Consider the following 15,657-nt stretch of genomic DNA (forward strand, 5'->3'; position numbering starts at 1 on the left):
AGTCCTTTTATTCAGCACTCACGCCCGCGGGTGATGCTGTTGATGAAGTTGTCGTAAACGTTCGGTCGCCACGTGGGTGTAGATTTGCGTGGTGGAAAGATCGCTGTGTCCTAACAGCATCTGTACCACGCGTAAATCGGCGCCGTGATTGAGCAAATGCGTGGCGAACGCATGACGCAACACGTGCGGGGAGAGCTTCGCGCTGTCGATCCCCGCCAGTACGGCATAGTGTTTAATGCGGTGCCAGAAGGTCTGTCGCGTCATCTGCTGCGCGCGCTGGCTGGGGAAAAGCACGTCCGAAGCCACGCCGTTCAGCAGCCACGGGCGGCCGTATTCAAGGTAATTTTCAACCCATGACACCGCCTCTTCGCCCAGCGGCACCAGCCGCTCTTTGTTGCCTTTACCAATAACCCGCAGTACGCCCTGTCGCAGGCTGATATCGCTCATCGTCAGGCCAACCAGTTCGGATACGCGTAGGCCGGTGGCATACAGCACTTCCAGCATCGCCTTATCGCGCAACTCCAGCGGCTGTTCCACCAGCGGCGCCTGCAGCAGACGCTCAACCTGCGCCTCGCTGAGATCTTTCGGCAGCCGCTGCGGCAGCTTCGGCGAAGCCAGCAGCGCGCTGGGATCGTCCGGGCGGACTTTCTCCCGGTACAAATGCTGGAAGAAGCGGCGCACGGCGCTAAGCAGCCGTGCGGTACTGGTCGCTTTGTAGCCGCCGGTTTGCCGCTCGGCCAGCAGCGCCTGTAAATCGTCGCTGCCGACGCTTGCCAGAGTCAGTCCGCGATGATGCAGCCACTCCACTAGCATCGTCAAATCGCGACGATAGGCGCTGAGCGTGTTCTCCGCCAGATTACGCTCCAGCCAAAGGGCATCGAGAAACTGTTCAATTTGTGCCAGATCCTGTTTCACATCGGCCTCTTTGTTCGTTATACGCCCTCATTATGCCTTAAGAGGCCGCCTTTCTGGTACACTGGGCGCAATTCACGGCAAGAATTGAGACGTTTACGCGATGAATATAGGTCTTTTTTACGGCTCCAGTACCTGCTACACCGAAATGGCCGCGGAAAAAATCCGCGATATCATCGGCCCCGAGCTGGTGACGCTGCATAATCTGAAAGATGACTCCCCCGCGCTGATGAGCCAGTACGACGTGCTGATCCTCGGCATCCCGACCTGGGATTTCGGCGAAATTCAGGAAGACTGGGAAGCGGTCTGGGAACAGCTCGACGCCTTAGATCTGAATGGCAAAATCGTCGCGCTGTACGGCATGGGCGATCAGCTTGGTTACGGCGAATGGTTCCTTGACGCGCTGGGGATGCTGCACGATAAGCTGGCGACCAAAGGCGTGAAGTTTGTCGGCTACTGGCCAACCGAGGGCTATGAGTTCACCAGCCCGAAACCGGTTATCGCCGATGGCCAATTGTTCGTCGGCCTGGCGCTGGATGAAACCAATCAATACGACCTGAGCGATGAGCGCATCCAGAACTGGTGCGAGCAGATCCTCGGCGAAATGGCGGAGCACTTCGCCTGATCCTGAGTTAGTCGTGCGCCGGCTTTTGCAGCACCAGCCGGCGCAAATCCCGCCATTCCCCCGCATCCATGCTATCCGCCGCCACCCACAAATGCTGGCTACGGCCGGTTTCCGCATGCTTCAGGCGCAGCAGCATCCCGCTGCTGATGACCCATGGCGTCCCGACGATATCCCATTCCGTTTTTTGCCACCGTAAACGGGAGTCGATTAACAGCTTAATTTCTCCCTGGCAGGCGTGGATCCGCCGCTGGCTGCGCACGCAGTCAAACACCACCAGCGATAGCAACAGGAGCCAAATCGGGGTGTAGCTTAACGGCCAGGGCATGAGCAGCACTATCGCCGCCACCACCCCGTGCAGCAGCAGCGAGAACCACTGCGAACGCCAGGAAATACGTAAATCAGATTGCCACAGGACCACGTTCCCGATTCCGAGTCTGGATTAAATTTATCATCCGTTGAAGTTGCGCATCAGCCGGCTTGCCGTGATTCATCAGCCAGTTAAACAGATCCGGATCATCGTTCTCCAGCAAACGGATGAACAGGCGCTTGTCGTCATCGCTGAGCGTGTCGTACTCATACTCGAAAAACGGCATGATGGAGATATCGAGTTCGCGCATACCGCGGCGGCATGCCCAGTGGATGCGAGCTTTGTTGTTAATGTCCATGTTGTCCTTCCAGCATCAAGATATAGCTTAGTTTAACCCTTTTTAGGCACTTACTTTACAGTAATATCGCCTTGTGCGAGCAGCATTCCATAAAAGCCCAACATCCGGCCGGGTATTCACCGCGTCCTGAGGGCACAAATGGCTTGCCGAAAGCGCTTGCATTGCACCATAGCTCTTTTACCATTAGTCATTCACTCTGCGTTAAGCTATTCAGGATATGACTATGGCTTTTACACCTTTTCCTCCGCGTCAGCCCTCTTCTTCCGCTCGTCTGCCGTTAACGCTGATGACGCTGGATGATTGGGCGCTGGCGACGATTACCGGTCCGGATGGCGAGAAGTATCTGCAGGGGCAGATCACCGCCGATGTCAGCCATTTAACCGCCGATCAGCATCTGCTTGCCGCGCACTGTGATGCCAAAGGCAAAATGTGGAGCAACCTGCGCGTCTTCCACCGCGACGGCGGTTTCGCGTGGATTGAGCGCCGCAGCCTGCGCGAAGCGCAGCTGACCGAACTGAAAAAATATGCCGTCTTCTCCAAAGTCACCATCGCCGCAAACGACGATCTGGTCCTGCTGGGCGTTGCCGGTTTCCAGGCGCGCGCCGCGCTGGCTCCATTGTTCGCCGCGCTGCCGGACGCTGGTAAACCGGTGGTCACCGAAGGCGTGACCAGCCTGCTGTGGTTTGAACATCCTGCCGAACGCTTCCTGCTGGTGACCGATGCCGACACCGCCAACCGGGTGACAGACGCGCTGCGCGGCGAAGCGCAGCTTAACAACAGCCAGCAGTGGCTGGCGCTGAACATCGAGGCCGGTCTGCCGGTTATCGACAGCGTAAACAGCGCGCAGTTCATTCCGCAGGCGACCAACCTGCAGGCGCTGGGCGGTATCAGCTTCAAGAAAGGCTGCTACACCGGCCAGGAAATGGTCGCCCGGGCGAAATTCCGCGGCGCCAATAAACGCGCGCTGTGGACGCTGGCGGGTACCGCCAGCCGGGTGCCGGAAGCCAGGGAAGATCTGGAGCTGAAAATGGGCGACAACTGGCGCCGCACCGGTACGGTGCTGGCAGCCGTACAGTTGGATGACGGAAGCCTGATGGTCCAGGTGGTGATGAATAACGATATGGAACCGGACAGCGTGTTCCGCGTGCGTGATGATGCCGGCAGCCTGAGCATCAAGCCATTGCCGTATTCGCTGGAAGAAGATTAAGAACAGTTCCCGGCTTGCGGCGCTTGCGCCTTAGCCGGGCTACCAGCCTGCAGAATATCGTAGCCACGGTAAGCGCAGCGCCACCGTGGAATTTCCAGGCCGTAGAATATCGTGACCGCGGCAAGCGCAGCGCCACCGTGGAATTTCCAGGCCGCAGAATATCGTAGCCACGGTAAGCGCAGCGCCACCGTGGAATTTCCAGACCGTAGAGTATCGTAGCCACGGCAAGCGCAGCGCCACCGTGGAATTTCCAGGCCGCAGAATATCGTCGCCACGGTAAGCGCAGCGCCACCGTGGAATTTCCAGACCGTAGAGTATCGTAGCCACGGCAAGCGCAGCGCCACCGTGGAAGTTAAATCAGGACTGGCCGACGTAAAGATAAATCGCCAGGAAGTGACACACGCTGCCGCCGAGCACGAAGCCGTGCCAGATAGCATGGTTATAAGGAATACGTTTGCAGACGTAGAAGATGACCCCCAGCGAGTACACCACCCCGCCAACCGCCAGCAGCGTTACCCCGCCCACCGCTAGCTTCACCGCCAGTTGATAGACCACGATAAGCGACAGCCAGCCCATCGTCAGATAGGTCACCAGCGACAAAATTTTAAAACGGTGCGCGATTGTCAGTTTAAACAGGATCCCCAGTAACGCCAGGCTCCAGATGACAATCATCAGCCCCTTTGCCAGCGGCGAATTCAATCCCACCAGCAAAAATGGCGTGTAGGTTCCGGCAATCAGCAAGTAGATGGCGCAGTGGTCGAATTTCTTCAGCCACTGTTTCGCCCGCTGATGCGGGATAGCGTGATAGAGCGTGGAAGCGAGGAACAGCATAATCATGCTGCCGCCGTACAGGCTGTAGCTGGTGATCGCCGTCGCGCTGGCGTTCGTGTCTACCGCCTGCACCAGCAGCAACACGAGGCCGACAATACCGAACACCAGCCCGATCCCGTGACTGATGCTATTGGCAACTTCCTCTGCCAGAGAATATCCCTGAGTGATTAATGGTTTGCGAACCATATTTTGACTCCGTGAAAACAAGAACGCTTTCATTGCCCACTTAGGTTAACTGAGAATGATTCCAGTGAACACCTGTTAGCTAAAATAAAACGATGTATATTTGTAAATACATTAAAATCATAATGTTACAAGAATATTTCAACTAACAGCTGTGCTGGTTTTATTTAAAGGCGTTTGAATTCAATAACATAAAACCGATCTTCCGCAGGATAGATTTCCCTGATGACCTGCCGCAGCTGTTCGAGGGTCATATTCTCTTGTTGAGCATGCTGTTCAGTTAGCGTGTCGAGCGTCACCGTCGAGGTCGCGGTAACGGCGATAGTGCAGAAGTAGCCGTCATCTTCATAGCGTCCGACGCGCAGCACGTCACCGGCCTTAAAGTGCGACTCCGCCGCATCGCGAATGGTGATCGTTTTGCGCCCGGCGAGGATGTCGTCCTGAAAACGCTGAAAAAAGGTAATGTCATTAGCCTGCATGGTATAATTCCGTCCTGGTCTTTATGAATTGTGAGTTCGCCACTGTGAGTATGTTCTCCCACGCCGCTGTCGCCAGTCTCAATAATCTTGAGATGATGGTCTACCACTACGTCATTAAGAATCGTGACAAAGTGATGTACATGACTATTCGCGAACTGGCCGAGGCCGCCGGGGTCTCCACCACTACCGTGTTGCGCTTCTGCCGCAAACTGCAGTGCGAGGGCTACTCTGAATTTCGCGTACGCTTTAAATTATATCTTGAGCAGAATGAGCCTCAACAGGCAAATATCGGTGCCAGCGAAATAATGAGCTTTTTTAAAAGCGTCAATAATGACGAATTTGATGAATTGCTCGAACAGGCCGTCGATATTATTCTCTCCTCCGAACGTATTATTTTCGTCGGCGCCGGTACTTCCGGCGCGCTAGCGAAATATGGCGCACGTTTCTTTTCCAACGTCGGCAAATTCAGCAACCATATTGACGATCCTTATTTCCCGGTCACCAATGATATGGCCCGCAACGCGCTGGCGATTGTGCTTTCCGTCTCCGGCGAAACCGAAGAAATTCTTCGCTTTGCCAGCCAGTTCAGCCTGCATCACTGCAAGGTGATGTCGATTACCAGCCATGAGCATTCGCGGCTGGCGAAACTGGCTGATTTCAATCTCTCCTGGCACGTGCCGCAAACGCGCATCGGCGGCGTTTACGATATTACAACGCAGATACCGGTGATATATATACTCGAATCACTGGGGCGTAAATTAGCGCGCAAAATCGGCTAAAAGTAACAGCCTGTTTTTTTGATGTAACATATTACCTTTAGCGGGATTTGTTATATCGTGACATTCAATTTCGCTTTGCTAGACTCAATCGCAATAGTGATTCATAGAGATTAGCAAAGATGAAAAAATTGACTCTTCCCAAAGACTTTTTGTGGGGCGGCGCGGTCGCCGCGCATCAGGTTGAAGGCGGCTGGAATAAAGGCGGCAAAGGCCCCAGCATCTGCGATGTGTTGACCGGCGGGGCGCACGGCGTGCCGCGCGAAATCACCCAACAGGTCGAAGCGGGTAAATACTACCCTAACCATGAAGCGGTTGATTTTTACGGCCACTACAAAGAAGACATCAAGCTGTTCGCCGAGATGGGTTTCAAATGCTTCCGCACCTCTATTGCCTGGACCCGCATCTTCCCGCAGGGCGACGAAACTCAGCCAAATGAAGAAGGGCTGAAATTCTACGATGACATGTTTGATGAACTGCTGAAGTACAACATCGAGCCGGTAATCACCCTTTCCCACTTTGAAATGCCGCTGCATCTGGTCCAGCAGTACGGCGGTTGGACCAACCGCAAAGTGGTCGATTTCTTTGTGCGCTTCGCCGAAGTGGTCTTTGAGCGCTATAAGCACAAAGTGAAATACTGGATGACCTTTAACGAGATCAATAACCAGCGTAACTGGCGCGCGCCGCTGTTCGGCTACTGTTGCTCCGGCGTGGTCTATACCGAGCATGAAAACCCGGAAGAGACCATGTACCAGGTGCTGCATCACCAGTTCGTCGCCAGCGCGCTGGCGGTGAAAGCGGCGCGTCGTATCAACCCGGAAATGCAGGTCGGCTGCATGCTGGCGATGGTCGCCCTCTACCCTTACTCCTGCAAACCGGAAGATGTCATGTTCGCCCAGGAATCGATGCGCGAACGCTATGTTTTTACCGATGTCCAGCTACGCGGTTACTACCCGAGCTATGTGTTGAATGAATGGGAGCGCCGCGGCTTCAACATCAAGATGGAAGACGGCGACGCGCAGATCCTGCGTGAAGGCACCTGCGCCTATCTCGGCTTCAGCTACTACATGACCAACGCGGTGAAAGCCGAAGGCGGCACCGGCGATGCCATTTCCGGCTTCGAAGGCAGCGTGCCGAACCCGCACGTGAAAGCCTCCGACTGGGGCTGGCAGATTGACCCGGTTGGCCTGCGTTACGCCCTGTGCGAACTGTATGAGCGCTACCAGAAGCCGTTGTTTATCGTGGAAAACGGCTTTGGCGCCTACGATAAAGTAGAAGCCGACGGCAGCATCAACGATGACTACCGCATCGATTATCTCCGCGCCCACGTCGAAGAGATGATTAAAGCGGTGACTTATGACGGCGTCGATCTGATGGGCTATACCCCCTGGGGCTGCATCGACTGCGTCTCCTTCACTACCGGCCAGTACAGCAAACGCTACGGCTTCATCTACGTCAATAAACACGATGACGGCACCGGCGATATGTCCCGCTCGCGCAAGAAGAGCTTTAACTGGTACAAAGAAGTCATCGCCAGTAACGGCGAGAATCTGTAATTGACCGCCCTCTCCCGGCCGGGAGGGGGCAAATCACTTATCCGCCAGACACTTCTTTACAGCTTTACCATTGCTAAAACGCGTTCGCCCGATAAGATAGGCCTCGTGAATATTTGAGGCGACCATGATTAAGCGACAACGCAAAGCCATTCTTCTTGTACTCCTTGCCTGCCTGGTGGTGCTGATCTGCACCGCCCAGAGAATGGCGGGGATGCATGCGTTGGTGATGAACGTCACGGCCGCCAGCCAATCCGCCCAACCTGGCCCGGATAATGCCGAGGCGCCGGTCTCCCCCTGCGAACTCAGCGCCAAGTCGCTGATGGCCGTTCCGCCGATGCTGTTTGAAGGGGCGCTACTCGCTATCGCCCTGCTGCTGGCGGTGCTGGCGGCCATCCCGCCGCGTATCGAGCGTATCTGGCCTCCCCGCGTCATTTCTCCCCCCCGATTGCGGGTGCATCTACGATTATGCGTCTTCCGTGAGTGATTAATTCTCCTGACAGCTCAGGTTAATTTATTACTTACGGAGAAAATTTATGTTTATGGTATTCAGGCGACTGCTGGTCTGCCTGCTTTGGCTATGGCTGCCCGTCAGCCAGGCTGCCGATAGCGGCTGGCTGCGCGTCGCCGACAATCAACACGCCAGCGTGCGCCTGCGGGCGCAAAGCGAAAGCAATGGCGACACCCGCCTGCTTTTAGACGTAGCGCTGGAAAAGGGCTGGAAAACCTACTGGCGTTCGCCGGGCGAAGGCGGCATCGCGCCGGCTATCGCCTGGCACACGCCGCTGGAGGTTAACTGGCGTTGGCCGACGCCACAACGCTTCGACGTCGCGGGTATTTCCACTCAGGGGTATCACGGCGACGTCAGCTTCCCGATGACCCTGCGCGGCAAAATACCGCCGACGCTTAGCGGCGTACTGACGCTCTCTACCTGCAGCAATGTCTGCATTCTCACTGACTACCCCTTTTCGCTGGATATGACGGCTCCGGCGGGGGAGCGTTTTAATTACGATTTCACCCGCGCGATGGGCACGCTGCCCCTGCGCGACGGTCTCACCTCGGCGCTTAGCGCCAGCTACGTCAGCGGTAAGCTGACGGTAACCGCTCGCCGCGATGCCGGCTGGCAGCAGCCAGCGCTGTTTATCGACAGCATGGAGGATGTCGATTTCGGCAAGCCGAGTTTTACCAGCCGCGGCGATACGTTGACCGCCACCGTACCGGTCACCGATAGCTGGGGCGAAACGGCGCCGGACCTGAGCGGCAAAACGCTGTCGCTGGTGCTGGCCGATAGCGGCCAGGCGCAGGAAAGCCATATCGCCATCGCCGCCGGCAGCGCCGCGCCGGGGCTGGCGTTAGGCTGGGTGCTGCTGATGGCGCTGGCCGGCGGGCTAATCCTCAACGTCATGCCGTGCGTGCTGCCGGTGCTGGCGATGAAACTCGGCTCGCTGATGCAAACCGAACGTCGCGAACGCGGCGCGGTGCGGCGGCAGTTCCTCGCCTCGGTATGCGGGATCGTCGTCTCCTTCCTGGCGCTGGCGCTGATGATGACCGCGCTACGCTTAGGTAATCAGGCGCTCGGCTGGGGGATCCAGTTCCAGAACCCGTGGTTTATCGGCGCGATGGCGCTGGTGATGGTGCTGTTCAGCGCCAGTTTATTAGGGCTGTTCGAAATCCGTCTCTCCTCCAGCGCCAGTACCTTCCTCGCCACCCGGGGCGGCAACGGCTTAATGGGCCATTTCTGGCAGGGCGCCTTCGCCACTCTGCTGGCTACGCCCTGTACCGCGCCGTTCCTCGGTACCGCCGTTTCAGTGGCGCTGGTGGCGCCGCTGCCGCTGCTGTGGGGTATTTTCTTCGCCATGGGGATCGGCATGAGCCTGCCGTGGCTGCTTATCGTCGCCTGGCCGGGTCTGGCGCAACGTCTACCGCGCCCGGGCCGCTGGATGAATCATCTGCGGGTGGTGCTGGGGTTGATGATGCTTGGCTCAGCGCTATGGCTGGTCAGCCTGCTGACGATCCACATCGGCCGTACGCCGGTGCTTACCCTGCTGGTGATTCTGGCCATCGTCCTGCTCCTGGCCACCGCCTGGCGCTACCGCTGGCGTACGGCGCTGCGCGCGGGTGCTCTGGCCATCGTAGCGGCGGGCGCCGTCGTCTTTGTCGCCCAACAGGACGGCCAGGGCCCGCGCCGCGACCGGGTTAACTGGCAGCCGCTCAGCGAGCAGGCTATCGCCAGCGCCCTTGCGGAGCATAAGCGGGTGTTTATTGATGTCACCGCCGACTGGTGCGTGACCTGTAAAGCCAATAAATACAACGTGCTGCTGCGCGATGACATCCAGCAGGCGCTATCAGCGCCAGATGTGGTCGCCTTACGCGGCGACTGGAGCCGCCCCTCCGCCGACATTAGTCAGTTTTTAACCGCTCGCGGCAGCGCCGCGGTGCCGTTTAACCAGATTTACGGACCGGGATTGCCGCAGGGACAAATTCTGCCTGCGCTGTTAGATCGCGAACAACTTCTCGCCACCCTGTCCGCCGCTAAAGGAAAATAACATGAGAGCTATCACCGCCTTATTACTGCTGTGCGTATCGGCCTTCAGCTTCGCCGCCCCGGAGCAAGAACCGCAATCAAATGGTAATGACCAGTTAGCCCAACTGCTGTTTAACGATCCGAACAGCCCGCGCACCGGCGCGAAAGCGCCGAAGCTCACGATCGTCTCGTTTACCGATTACAACTGCCCTTACTGCAAACAGTTTGATCCGATGCTGGAAAAAATCGTCCACGATAATCCGGACATCCAGCTCATCGTTAAGCTGCTGCCGTTTAAAGGGCAGAGTTCGGTTAATGCCGCTAAAGCCGCGCTCTCCACCTGGCGTCAGCAGCCAGATAAGTTCTGGGCGCTGCATCAGCGGCTGATGGCGAAAAAAGGCTATCACGATGACGCCAGCATCGCCGCCGCGCAGAAGAAAACCGCCACCGATAGCGTGAATATTGATGACAAGACCATGGATTCGCTGAAAATGAACCTGATTTTGTCGCAGGTGCTGAATATTCAGGGCACCCCGGCGACCATCATCGGCGATCAGATGGTGGCCGGCGCAATCCCTGCTGATGAGCTGGAGGGGCTGGTGAAAGAACAGCTGGCGAAAGCCCGTGGCCAGTAAAATCAGGCGCTGGCTGCGCGAGCTAGCGGTGTGGCTGCTGATTGGCGCGGCGGTGAGCCTGGCGGTGGATTATTTTCGCCAGCCCGCGCTACCGCAAAACTTCAGCGCCACATCGCTGCAGACACTCGACGGCAGGACGCTGGATCTGAACGCTATGAGCCAGCAAAAGCCGCTGCTGCTGTACGTCTGGGCGACCTGGTGCGGAGTTTGTCGCTATACCACGCCGTCGGTGGCCTCGCTTGCCGCCGACGGCGGCAATGTGCTGACGGTAGCCCTGCGTTCCGGCGATAACGCCACGCTGGAGAAGTGGCTGACCAGGAAGAAGATGGCGCTGCCGACGGTGAATGATCCGAGCGGCCAGCTGGCGCGGCAGTGGGGCGTGCAGGTGACGCCAACGCTGGTGTTCATTTCTCAAGGCGAGGTGAAGTCGGTCACCACCGGCTGGACCAGCAGTTGGGGAATGCGCCTGCGGCTGTGGCTGGCCTCCTGGTAGACCGTCGGGTTCCCGGCTCGCATCGTTGGGTAGCCCGGATAAGGCGTAGCCGCCATCCGGGAAGGTTTCCCCGGCAAGCGCTGCGCTCAGCCGGGCTACGGGTACGCATCGTTGGGTAGCCCGGATAAGGCGTAGCCGCCATCCGGGAAGGTTTCCCCGGCTCGCGCTGCGCTCAATCGGGCTACGGGTACGTATCGTTGGGTAGCCCTGATAAGGTGTAGCCGCTATCCGGGAAGGTTTCCCCGGCTCGCGCTGCGCTCAGTCGGACTACGGATACGCATCGTTGGGTAGCCCTGATAAGGTGTAGCCGCCATCCGGGAAGGTTTCCCAGGCAAGCGCAGCGCTCAGCCGGGCTACGGATGCGCATCGTTGGGTAACCCGGATAAGGTGTAGCCGCCATCCGGGAAGGTTTCCCCAGCTCGCGCTGCGCCGCCGGGCTACGGGTACGCATCGTTGGGTAGCCCGGATAAGGCGTAGCCGCCATCCGGGAAGGTTTCCACGGCTCGCGCTGCGCTCAGCCGGGCTACGGGTACGCATCGTTGGGTAGCCCGGATAAGGCGTAGCCGCCATCCGGGAAGGTTTCCCAGGCAAGCGCAGCGCTCAGCCGGGCTACGGATGCGCATCGTTGGGTAACCCGGATAAGGTGTAGCCGCCATCCGGGAAGGTTTCCCCGGCTCGCGCTGCGCTCAGCCGGGCTACGGGTACGCATCGTTGGGTAGCCCGGATAAGGCGTAGCCGCCATCCGGGAAGGTTTCCCCGGCTCGCGCTGCGCTCAGCCGGGCTACGGGTACGCATCGTTGGGTAGCCCGGATAAGGCGTAGCCGCCATCCGGGAAGGTTTCCCAGGCAAGCGCAGCGCTCAGCCGGGCTACGGATGCGCATCGTTGGGTAACACGGATAAGGTGTAGCCGCCATCCGGGAAGGTTTCCCCGGCTCGCGCTGCGCTCAGCCGGGCTACGGGTACGCATCGTTGGGTAGCCCGGATAAGGCGTAGCCGCCATCCGGGAAGGTTTCCCCGGCAAGCGAAGCACCGCCGGGCAATAGACATCTACGGGTTATTTACCGCCCGCCAGTTCGAGGAAACTGCCCGTCACATACGACGCTTTGTCGCTCAGCAGCCAGGCAATGGCCTGAGCGACCTCTTCCGGCTGGCCGCCGCGCTGCATCGGTAGCGAACTTTTCACCCTGTCCACGCGTCCCGGTTCGCCGCCGGAGGCGTGCATCTCGGTATAAATCAGCCCCGGACGCACGCCGTTTACCCGAATCCCCTGCGCCGCCACCTCCAGCGCCAGCCCGGTGGTCAGGGTATCTACCGCCCCTTTCGACGCGGCATAGTCAACGTACTCGCCCGGCGCGCCAAGGCGCGACGCCGCCGACGAAACGTTAACTATCGCCCCGCCCTTGCCGCCATGCCGATGCGACATGCGCTTTACCGCCTCGCGACAGCAAAGAAAGTATCCGGTGACGTTGGTGGCCAGCACGCGGTTAATACGCTCGGCGCTCAGGCTCTCTACCGTACATTGGGTAAACAGGATCCCGGCATTGTTGACCAACGCCACCAGCGGTTCGCCCATGCGGTCAACCGCCTCAAACATCGCCATCACCTGCGCTTCATCGCTGATATCGGCCCGCAGCGCCGTGGCTTTGCCGCCAGATTCAACAATGGTATTGACCACTTCGGTGGCGGCTTTAATGTTGTGATGATAATTAACCGCGACGGTATACCCTTCCTGCGCCAGCAGCAGCGCCGTCGCCCGGCCTATGCCGCGGCTCGCGCCGCTAATCAGAGCTATCGCCATACCTTCCCTCCAAAAAATAAAGGCGCCGCAGCGCCTTTAAAAGTTTAGCTAATTCACCACTTACTGGTATTCGCTCATCGGGACGCAGGAGCAGAACAGGTTACGGTCGCCATACACGTCATCCAGGCGTTTCACCGTTGGCCAGTACTTGTTGTGCAACCCAGCCGGGAATACCGCCAGCTCGCGGCTGTACGGATGGTTCCACTCGCTTACCAGCTCGCCCTGGGTGTGCGGCGCGTTCACCAGCGGGTTATCTTCCAGCGGCCATTCACCGGCTTTAACGCGATCGATTTCCGCGCGAATCGCCAGCATGGCGTCAATAAAGCGGTCCAGCTCTACCTTGCTTTCCGATTCCGTCGGCTCAACCATCAGCGTCCCGGCAACCGGGAAGGACATGGTCGGCGCATGGAAACCAAAGTCGATCAGGCGCTTAGCAATATCCAGCTCGCTAATGCCGGTCTCTTCTTTCAGCGGACGAATATCGAGAATACATTCGTGCGCCACGCGACCGTCGCGGCCGGTATACAGCACCGGATAAGCATCTTTCAGACAAGTAGCGATATAGTTGGCGTTGAGAATCGCGTTCTGGCTCGCCTGCTTCAGCCCTTCCGCGCCCATCATGCGGATATACATCCAACTGATCGGCAGAATGGAAGCGCTGCCGAACGGCGCGGCGGAAACCGCGCCCTGACGGGTCAGCATGCCTTCAATCTGTACCACGCTGTGGCCCGGTACAAACGGCGCCAGGTGCGCTTTCACGCCGATAGGGCCCATACCCGGGCCGCCGCCGCCGTGCGGAATGCAGAAGGTTTTATGCAGGTTGAGGTGCGAAACGTCTGCGCCGATAAAGCCCGGAGAAGTGATCCCGACCTGGGCGTTCATGTTGGCGCCGTCGAGGTAAACCTGGCCGCCGAACTGGTGCACTATCTCGCATACTTCACGGATGGTCTCTTCATACACGCCGTGGGTCGACGGATAGGTGACCATGATGCAGGAGAGATTCGCCCCTGCCTGCTCTGCTTTTTCACGCAGATCGGCAAGATCGATGTTGCCGTTTTTATCGCAGGCAACCACCACTACCTGCATACCCGCCATCTGCGCGGAAGCCGGGTTGGTGCCGTGCGCGGAGCTTGGGATCAGGCAGATATCGCGATGGCCTTCGTTGCGGCTCTCGTGATAGTGGCGAATCGCCAGCAGGCCAGCATACTCGCCCTGCGCGCCGGAGTTCGGCTGCATACAGACGGCGTCATAGCCGGTCAGTTTCACCAGCCAGTCAGAAAGCTGGGCGATCATCTGATGATAACCTTCCGCCTGCTCGACCGGGCAGAACGGGTGCAGCTCGGCAAATTCCGGCCAGGTGATCGGGATCATTTCCGCCGCGGCGTTCAGTTTCATGGTGCAGGATCCCAGAGGAATCATCGCCTGGTTCAGCGCCAGATCTTTACGCTCCAGCGCGTGCATGTAGCGCATCATCTCGGTTTCGCTATGGTAGCGGTTGAACACCGGATGGGTGAGGATCGCATCGTCGCGCAGCATCGCCGCCGGGATCGAACGGCTATCCAGCGCCACGTCTTTATCCAGGGTATCGATATCCAGACCGTGATCGTCGCCAACGATGGCGCGGAACAGATTCAGCACATCTTCGCGGGTGGTCGCTTCATCGAGCGTAATGCCAACCGCGCCGTGAATATCGCTACGCAGGTTAATCTGCAGCGCTTCGGCACGCGCCAGCACCGCGGCTTTATCCGCCACTTCGACGCAAAGGGTGTCGAAGTAGTGCGCATGGCGCAGCTTCAGCCCTTTCTTCTGCAGGCCGTCGGCCAGAATGTCGGTCAGGCGATGAATGCGGCCAGCGATACGTTTCAGGCCCGCCGGGCCGTGGAAAACCGCGTACAGGCTGGCGATGTTGGCCAGCAGGACCTGCGAGGTACAAATGTTGGAGTTCGCTTTCTCGCGGCGGATGTGCTGCTCGCGAGTCTGCATCGCCATGCGCAGCGCGGTATTACCCGCCGCATCTTTCGATACGCCGATAATACGGCCCGGCATGGAGCGTTTGAATTCATCTTTCGCCGCGAAGAAGGCCGCGTGCGGGCCGCCATAGCCCATCGGCACGCCGAAACGTTGGGCGGAACCGAAGACAATATCGGCGCCCTGCTTGCCCGGCGCCGTCAGCAGCACCAGCGCCATAAAGTCGGCGGCGACGCTGACAATCACTTTGCGCGCTTTCAGCTCGGCGATAAGTTTACTGTAATCGTGGATTTCACCGGTGGTGCCGACCTGCTGCAGCAGCACGCCAAAGACATCCTGGTGATCGAGCACTTTGTCGGCGTCATCGACAATCACGTCGAAGCCGAAAGTTTCCGCGCGGGTGCGAACCACGTCCAGGGTTTGCGGATGGACGTCGGCGGCAACGAAGAAACGGTTGGCGTTCTTCAGTTTACTGACGCGTTTGGCCATCGCCATTGCTTCGGCGGCGGCGGTGGCTTCATCAAGCAGCGAAGCGGAAGCGATATCCAACCCGGTCAGATCCAGAGTGACCTGCTGGAAGTTGAGCAGCGATTCCAGACGGCCCTGGGATACTTCCGGCTGGTAAGGGGTGTAGGCGGTATACCAACCCGGGTTTTCCAGCATGTTGCGCTGAATGACCGGCGGCAGCTGCACGGCGGTGTAACCCATGCCGATGTAAGACTTGAAGCGCTTGTTGCGACCGGCGATCGCCTTCAGCTCCGCCAGCGCGGCGAATTCGGTAGTCGCGTCTCCCACCTGCGGTGGGGTCGCCAGCTGGATATCCTGCGGCACAATCTGGCCAATCAGGGCGTTAAGCGAATCCGCGCCGACGGTCTTCAGCATCTCTTGCTGCTGCTGAGCGTCCGAGCCAATATGACGTTCAATAAAGGCGTCGCGGTTTTCAAGCTGACTTAAAGTCTGAGTCATGAGCGATGGTTCCTGAAACGTGCGGTGAATGTGTTTTCTCCC

Annotated in this window: 19 protein-coding genes; 8 read left to right on the top strand and 11 right to left on the bottom strand. The window is 58.5% G+C overall.

Annotation, left to right across the window (positions count from 1 at the left end):
- Positions 1 to 18: 18 nt before the first annotated feature.
- Positions 19 to 915 (bottom strand): site-specific tyrosine recombinase XerD, encoded by an 897-nt coding sequence (gene xerD / locus AC22LX_RS11290; RefSeq protein ID WP_032715787.1) that lies wholly within the window; start codon positions 913 to 915, stop codon positions 19 to 21.
- Between the two features lie 100 nt (positions 916 to 1,015).
- On the opposite strand from xerD, the gene fldB reads away from it, so the two are divergent.
- The gene (gene fldB / locus AC22LX_RS11295) at positions 1,016 to 1,537 is read left to right on the top strand and encodes a flavodoxin FldB (RefSeq protein WP_015369793.1); all 522 of its coding nucleotides are present in this window, start codon (positions 1,016 to 1,018) and stop codon (positions 1,535 to 1,537) included.
- Positions 1,538 to 1,544: 7 nt separating this feature from the next.
- On the opposite strand, the gene AC22LX_RS11300 is transcribed toward fldB, so the two are convergent.
- On the bottom strand, positions 1,545 to 1,955 hold the full coding sequence (locus AC22LX_RS11300; protein WP_015369792.1) for a protein YgfX: 411 nt from the start codon (positions 1,953 to 1,955) through the stop codon (positions 1,545 to 1,547).
- On the bottom strand, positions 1,936 to 2,202 hold the full coding sequence (sdhE, locus tag AC22LX_RS11305) for an FAD assembly factor SdhE (RefSeq protein WP_015369791.1): 267 nt from the start codon (positions 2,200 to 2,202) through the stop codon (positions 1,936 to 1,938). Before sdhE ends, AC22LX_RS11300 begins: the two co-directional genes overlap by 20 nt.
- Positions 2,203 to 2,425: 223 nt before the next feature.
- On the opposite strand from sdhE, the gene ygfZ reads away from it, so the two are divergent.
- On the top strand, positions 2,426 to 3,409 hold the full coding sequence (gene ygfZ / locus AC22LX_RS11310) for a tRNA-modifying protein YgfZ (RefSeq protein WP_045391991.1): 984 nt from the start codon (positions 2,426 to 2,428) through the stop codon (positions 3,407 to 3,409).
- On the opposite strand, the gene AC22LX_RS11315 is transcribed toward ygfZ, so the two are convergent.
- The 3 genes from AC22LX_RS11315 to yqfB form a co-directional block, all read right to left on the bottom strand.
- The gene (locus AC22LX_RS11315; RefSeq protein WP_155956313.1) at positions 3,406 to 3,741 is read right to left on the bottom strand and encodes a hypothetical protein; all 336 of its coding nucleotides are present in this window, start codon (positions 3,739 to 3,741) and stop codon (positions 3,406 to 3,408) included. The genes ygfZ and AC22LX_RS11315 overlap by 4 nt on opposite strands.
- A gap of 25 nt (positions 3,742 to 3,766) precedes the next feature.
- Complete coding sequence (gene trhA / locus AC22LX_RS11320; protein ID WP_008806429.1) at positions 3,767 to 4,426, bottom strand: PAQR family membrane homeostasis protein TrhA; 660 nt, start codon at positions 4,424 to 4,426, stop codon at positions 3,767 to 3,769.
- A gap of 164 nt (positions 4,427 to 4,590) precedes the next feature.
- Entirely contained in the window at positions 4,591 to 4,902 is a 312-nt protein-coding gene (gene yqfB / locus AC22LX_RS11325) for a N(4)-acetylcytidine aminohydrolase (protein ID WP_045374015.1), read from the bottom strand.
- A 50-nt stretch (positions 4,903 to 4,952) separates the two neighbouring features.
- Between yqfB and AC22LX_RS11330 the strand changes: the two genes are divergently transcribed.
- The 6 genes from AC22LX_RS11330 (at position 4,953) to AC22LX_RS11355 (ending at position 10,883) form a co-directional block, all read left to right on the top strand.
- A complete protein-coding gene (locus tag AC22LX_RS11330; protein WP_045391997.1) occupies positions 4,953 to 5,681 on the top strand; it encodes a MurR/RpiR family transcriptional regulator in 729 nt (242 codons plus the stop codon).
- Between the two features lie 119 nt (positions 5,682 to 5,800).
- Positions 5,801 to 7,234 (top strand): 6-phospho-beta-glucosidase BglA, encoded by a 1,434-nt coding sequence (bglA, locus tag AC22LX_RS11335; protein ID WP_032712496.1) that lies wholly within the window; start codon positions 5,801 to 5,803, stop codon positions 7,232 to 7,234.
- 124 nt (positions 7,235 to 7,358) lie between these two features.
- Positions 7,359 to 7,718, top strand: coding sequence for a copper resistance protein (locus tag AC22LX_RS11340; RefSeq protein WP_015369786.1), 360 nt, complete (start codon positions 7,359 to 7,361; stop codon positions 7,716 to 7,718).
- 49 nt (positions 7,719 to 7,767) lie between these two features.
- Positions 7,768 to 9,777, top strand: a complete 2,010-nt coding sequence (locus AC22LX_RS11345; protein WP_063447221.1) for a protein-disulfide reductase DsbD family protein — start codon at positions 7,768 to 7,770, stop codon at positions 9,775 to 9,777.
- Position 9,778: 1 nt separating this feature from the next.
- Positions 9,779 to 10,390 (top strand): DsbA family protein, encoded by a 612-nt coding sequence (locus tag AC22LX_RS11350; RefSeq protein ID WP_045392001.1) that lies wholly within the window; start codon positions 9,779 to 9,781, stop codon positions 10,388 to 10,390.
- Positions 10,380 to 10,883 carry a protein disulfide oxidoreductase gene (locus AC22LX_RS11355; protein ID WP_396279422.1) on the top strand — a complete coding sequence of 168 codons (504 nt, stop codon included), beginning with the start codon at positions 10,380 to 10,382 and terminating at the stop codon, positions 10,881 to 10,883. The genes AC22LX_RS11350 and AC22LX_RS11355 overlap by 11 nt, the downstream gene beginning before the upstream one ends.
- A 181-nt stretch (positions 10,884 to 11,064) precedes the next feature.
- Here the strand turns inward: AC22LX_RS11355 and AC22LX_RS11360 are convergent, their stop codons facing one another.
- The 5 genes from AC22LX_RS11360 to gcvP are packed head-to-tail and all read right to left on the bottom strand — an operon-like array spanning position 11,065 to position 15,615.
- Entirely contained in the window at positions 11,065 to 11,367 is a 303-nt protein-coding gene (locus AC22LX_RS11360) for a hypothetical protein (RefSeq protein WP_487333979.1), read from the bottom strand.
- A 39-nt stretch (positions 11,368 to 11,406) separates the two neighbouring features.
- The gene (locus AC22LX_RS11365) at positions 11,407 to 11,625 is read right to left on the bottom strand and encodes a hypothetical protein (RefSeq protein WP_487333980.1); all 219 of its coding nucleotides are present in this window, start codon (positions 11,623 to 11,625) and stop codon (positions 11,407 to 11,409) included.
- Between the two features lie 39 nt (positions 11,626 to 11,664).
- On the bottom strand, positions 11,665 to 11,883 hold the full coding sequence (locus AC22LX_RS11370) for a hypothetical protein (protein ID WP_487333980.1): 219 nt from the start codon (positions 11,881 to 11,883) through the stop codon (positions 11,665 to 11,667).
- Between the two features lie 54 nt (positions 11,884 to 11,937).
- Positions 11,938 to 12,681, bottom strand: a complete 744-nt coding sequence (locus tag AC22LX_RS11375) for an SDR family oxidoreductase (RefSeq protein WP_063415671.1) — start codon at positions 12,679 to 12,681, stop codon at positions 11,938 to 11,940.
- Between the two features lie 60 nt (positions 12,682 to 12,741).
- Positions 12,742 to 15,615 (bottom strand): aminomethyl-transferring glycine dehydrogenase, encoded by a 2,874-nt coding sequence (gene gcvP, locus AC22LX_RS11380; RefSeq protein ID WP_213293069.1) that lies wholly within the window; start codon positions 15,613 to 15,615, stop codon positions 12,742 to 12,744.
- Positions 15,616 to 15,657: the final 42 nt, after the last annotated feature.

The sequence above is a fragment of the Klebsiella sp. PK01 genome (genome assembly GCF_057624675.1).

Excerpts from the sequence above, each read along its gene's own strand:
- yqfB (WP_045374015.1), bottom strand. The coding sequence starts at position 4,902 with ATGCAGGCTAATGACATTACCTTTTTTCAGCGTTTTCAGGACGACATC.
- bglA (WP_032712496.1), top strand. The coding sequence starts at position 5,801 with ATGAAAAAATTGACTCTTCCCAAAGACTTTTTGTGGGGCGGCGCGGTC.
- AC22LX_RS11360 (WP_487333979.1), bottom strand. The coding sequence starts at position 11,367 with ATGGCGGCTACGCCTTATCCGGGCTACCCAACGATGCGTACCCGTAGC.
- AC22LX_RS11345 (WP_063447221.1), top strand. The coding sequence starts at position 7,768 with ATGTTTATGGTATTCAGGCGACTGCTGGTCTGCCTGCTTTGGCTATGG.
- AC22LX_RS11340 (WP_015369786.1), top strand. The coding sequence starts at position 7,359 with ATGATTAAGCGACAACGCAAAGCCATTCTTCTTGTACTCCTTGCCTGC.
- trhA (WP_008806429.1), bottom strand. The coding sequence starts at position 4,426 with ATGGTTCGCAAACCATTAATCACTCAGGGATATTCTCTGGCAGAGGAA.
- AC22LX_RS11330 (WP_045391997.1), top strand. The coding sequence starts at position 4,953 with ATGTTCTCCCACGCCGCTGTCGCCAGTCTCAATAATCTTGAGATGATG.
- sdhE (WP_015369791.1), bottom strand. The coding sequence starts at position 2,202 with ATGGACATTAACAACAAAGCTCGCATCCACTGGGCATGCCGCCGCGGT.
- AC22LX_RS11365 (WP_487333980.1), bottom strand. The coding sequence starts at position 11,625 with ATGGCGGCTACGCCTTATCCGGGCTACCCAACGATGCGTACCCGTAGC.
- AC22LX_RS11350 (WP_045392001.1), top strand. The coding sequence starts at position 9,779 with ATGAGAGCTATCACCGCCTTATTACTGCTGTGCGTATCGGCCTTCAGC.
- ygfZ (WP_045391991.1), top strand. The coding sequence starts at position 2,426 with ATGGCTTTTACACCTTTTCCTCCGCGTCAGCCCTCTTCTTCCGCTCGT.
- fldB (WP_015369793.1), top strand. The coding sequence starts at position 1,016 with ATGAATATAGGTCTTTTTTACGGCTCCAGTACCTGCTACACCGAAATG.
- gcvP (WP_213293069.1), bottom strand. The coding sequence starts at position 15,615 with ATGACTCAGACTTTAAGTCAGCTTGAAAACCGCGACGCCTTTATTGAA.
- AC22LX_RS11375 (WP_063415671.1), bottom strand. The coding sequence starts at position 12,681 with ATGGCGATAGCTCTGATTAGCGGCGCGAGCCGCGGCATAGGCCGGGCG.
- AC22LX_RS11370 (WP_487333980.1), bottom strand. The coding sequence starts at position 11,883 with ATGGCGGCTACGCCTTATCCGGGCTACCCAACGATGCGTACCCGTAGC.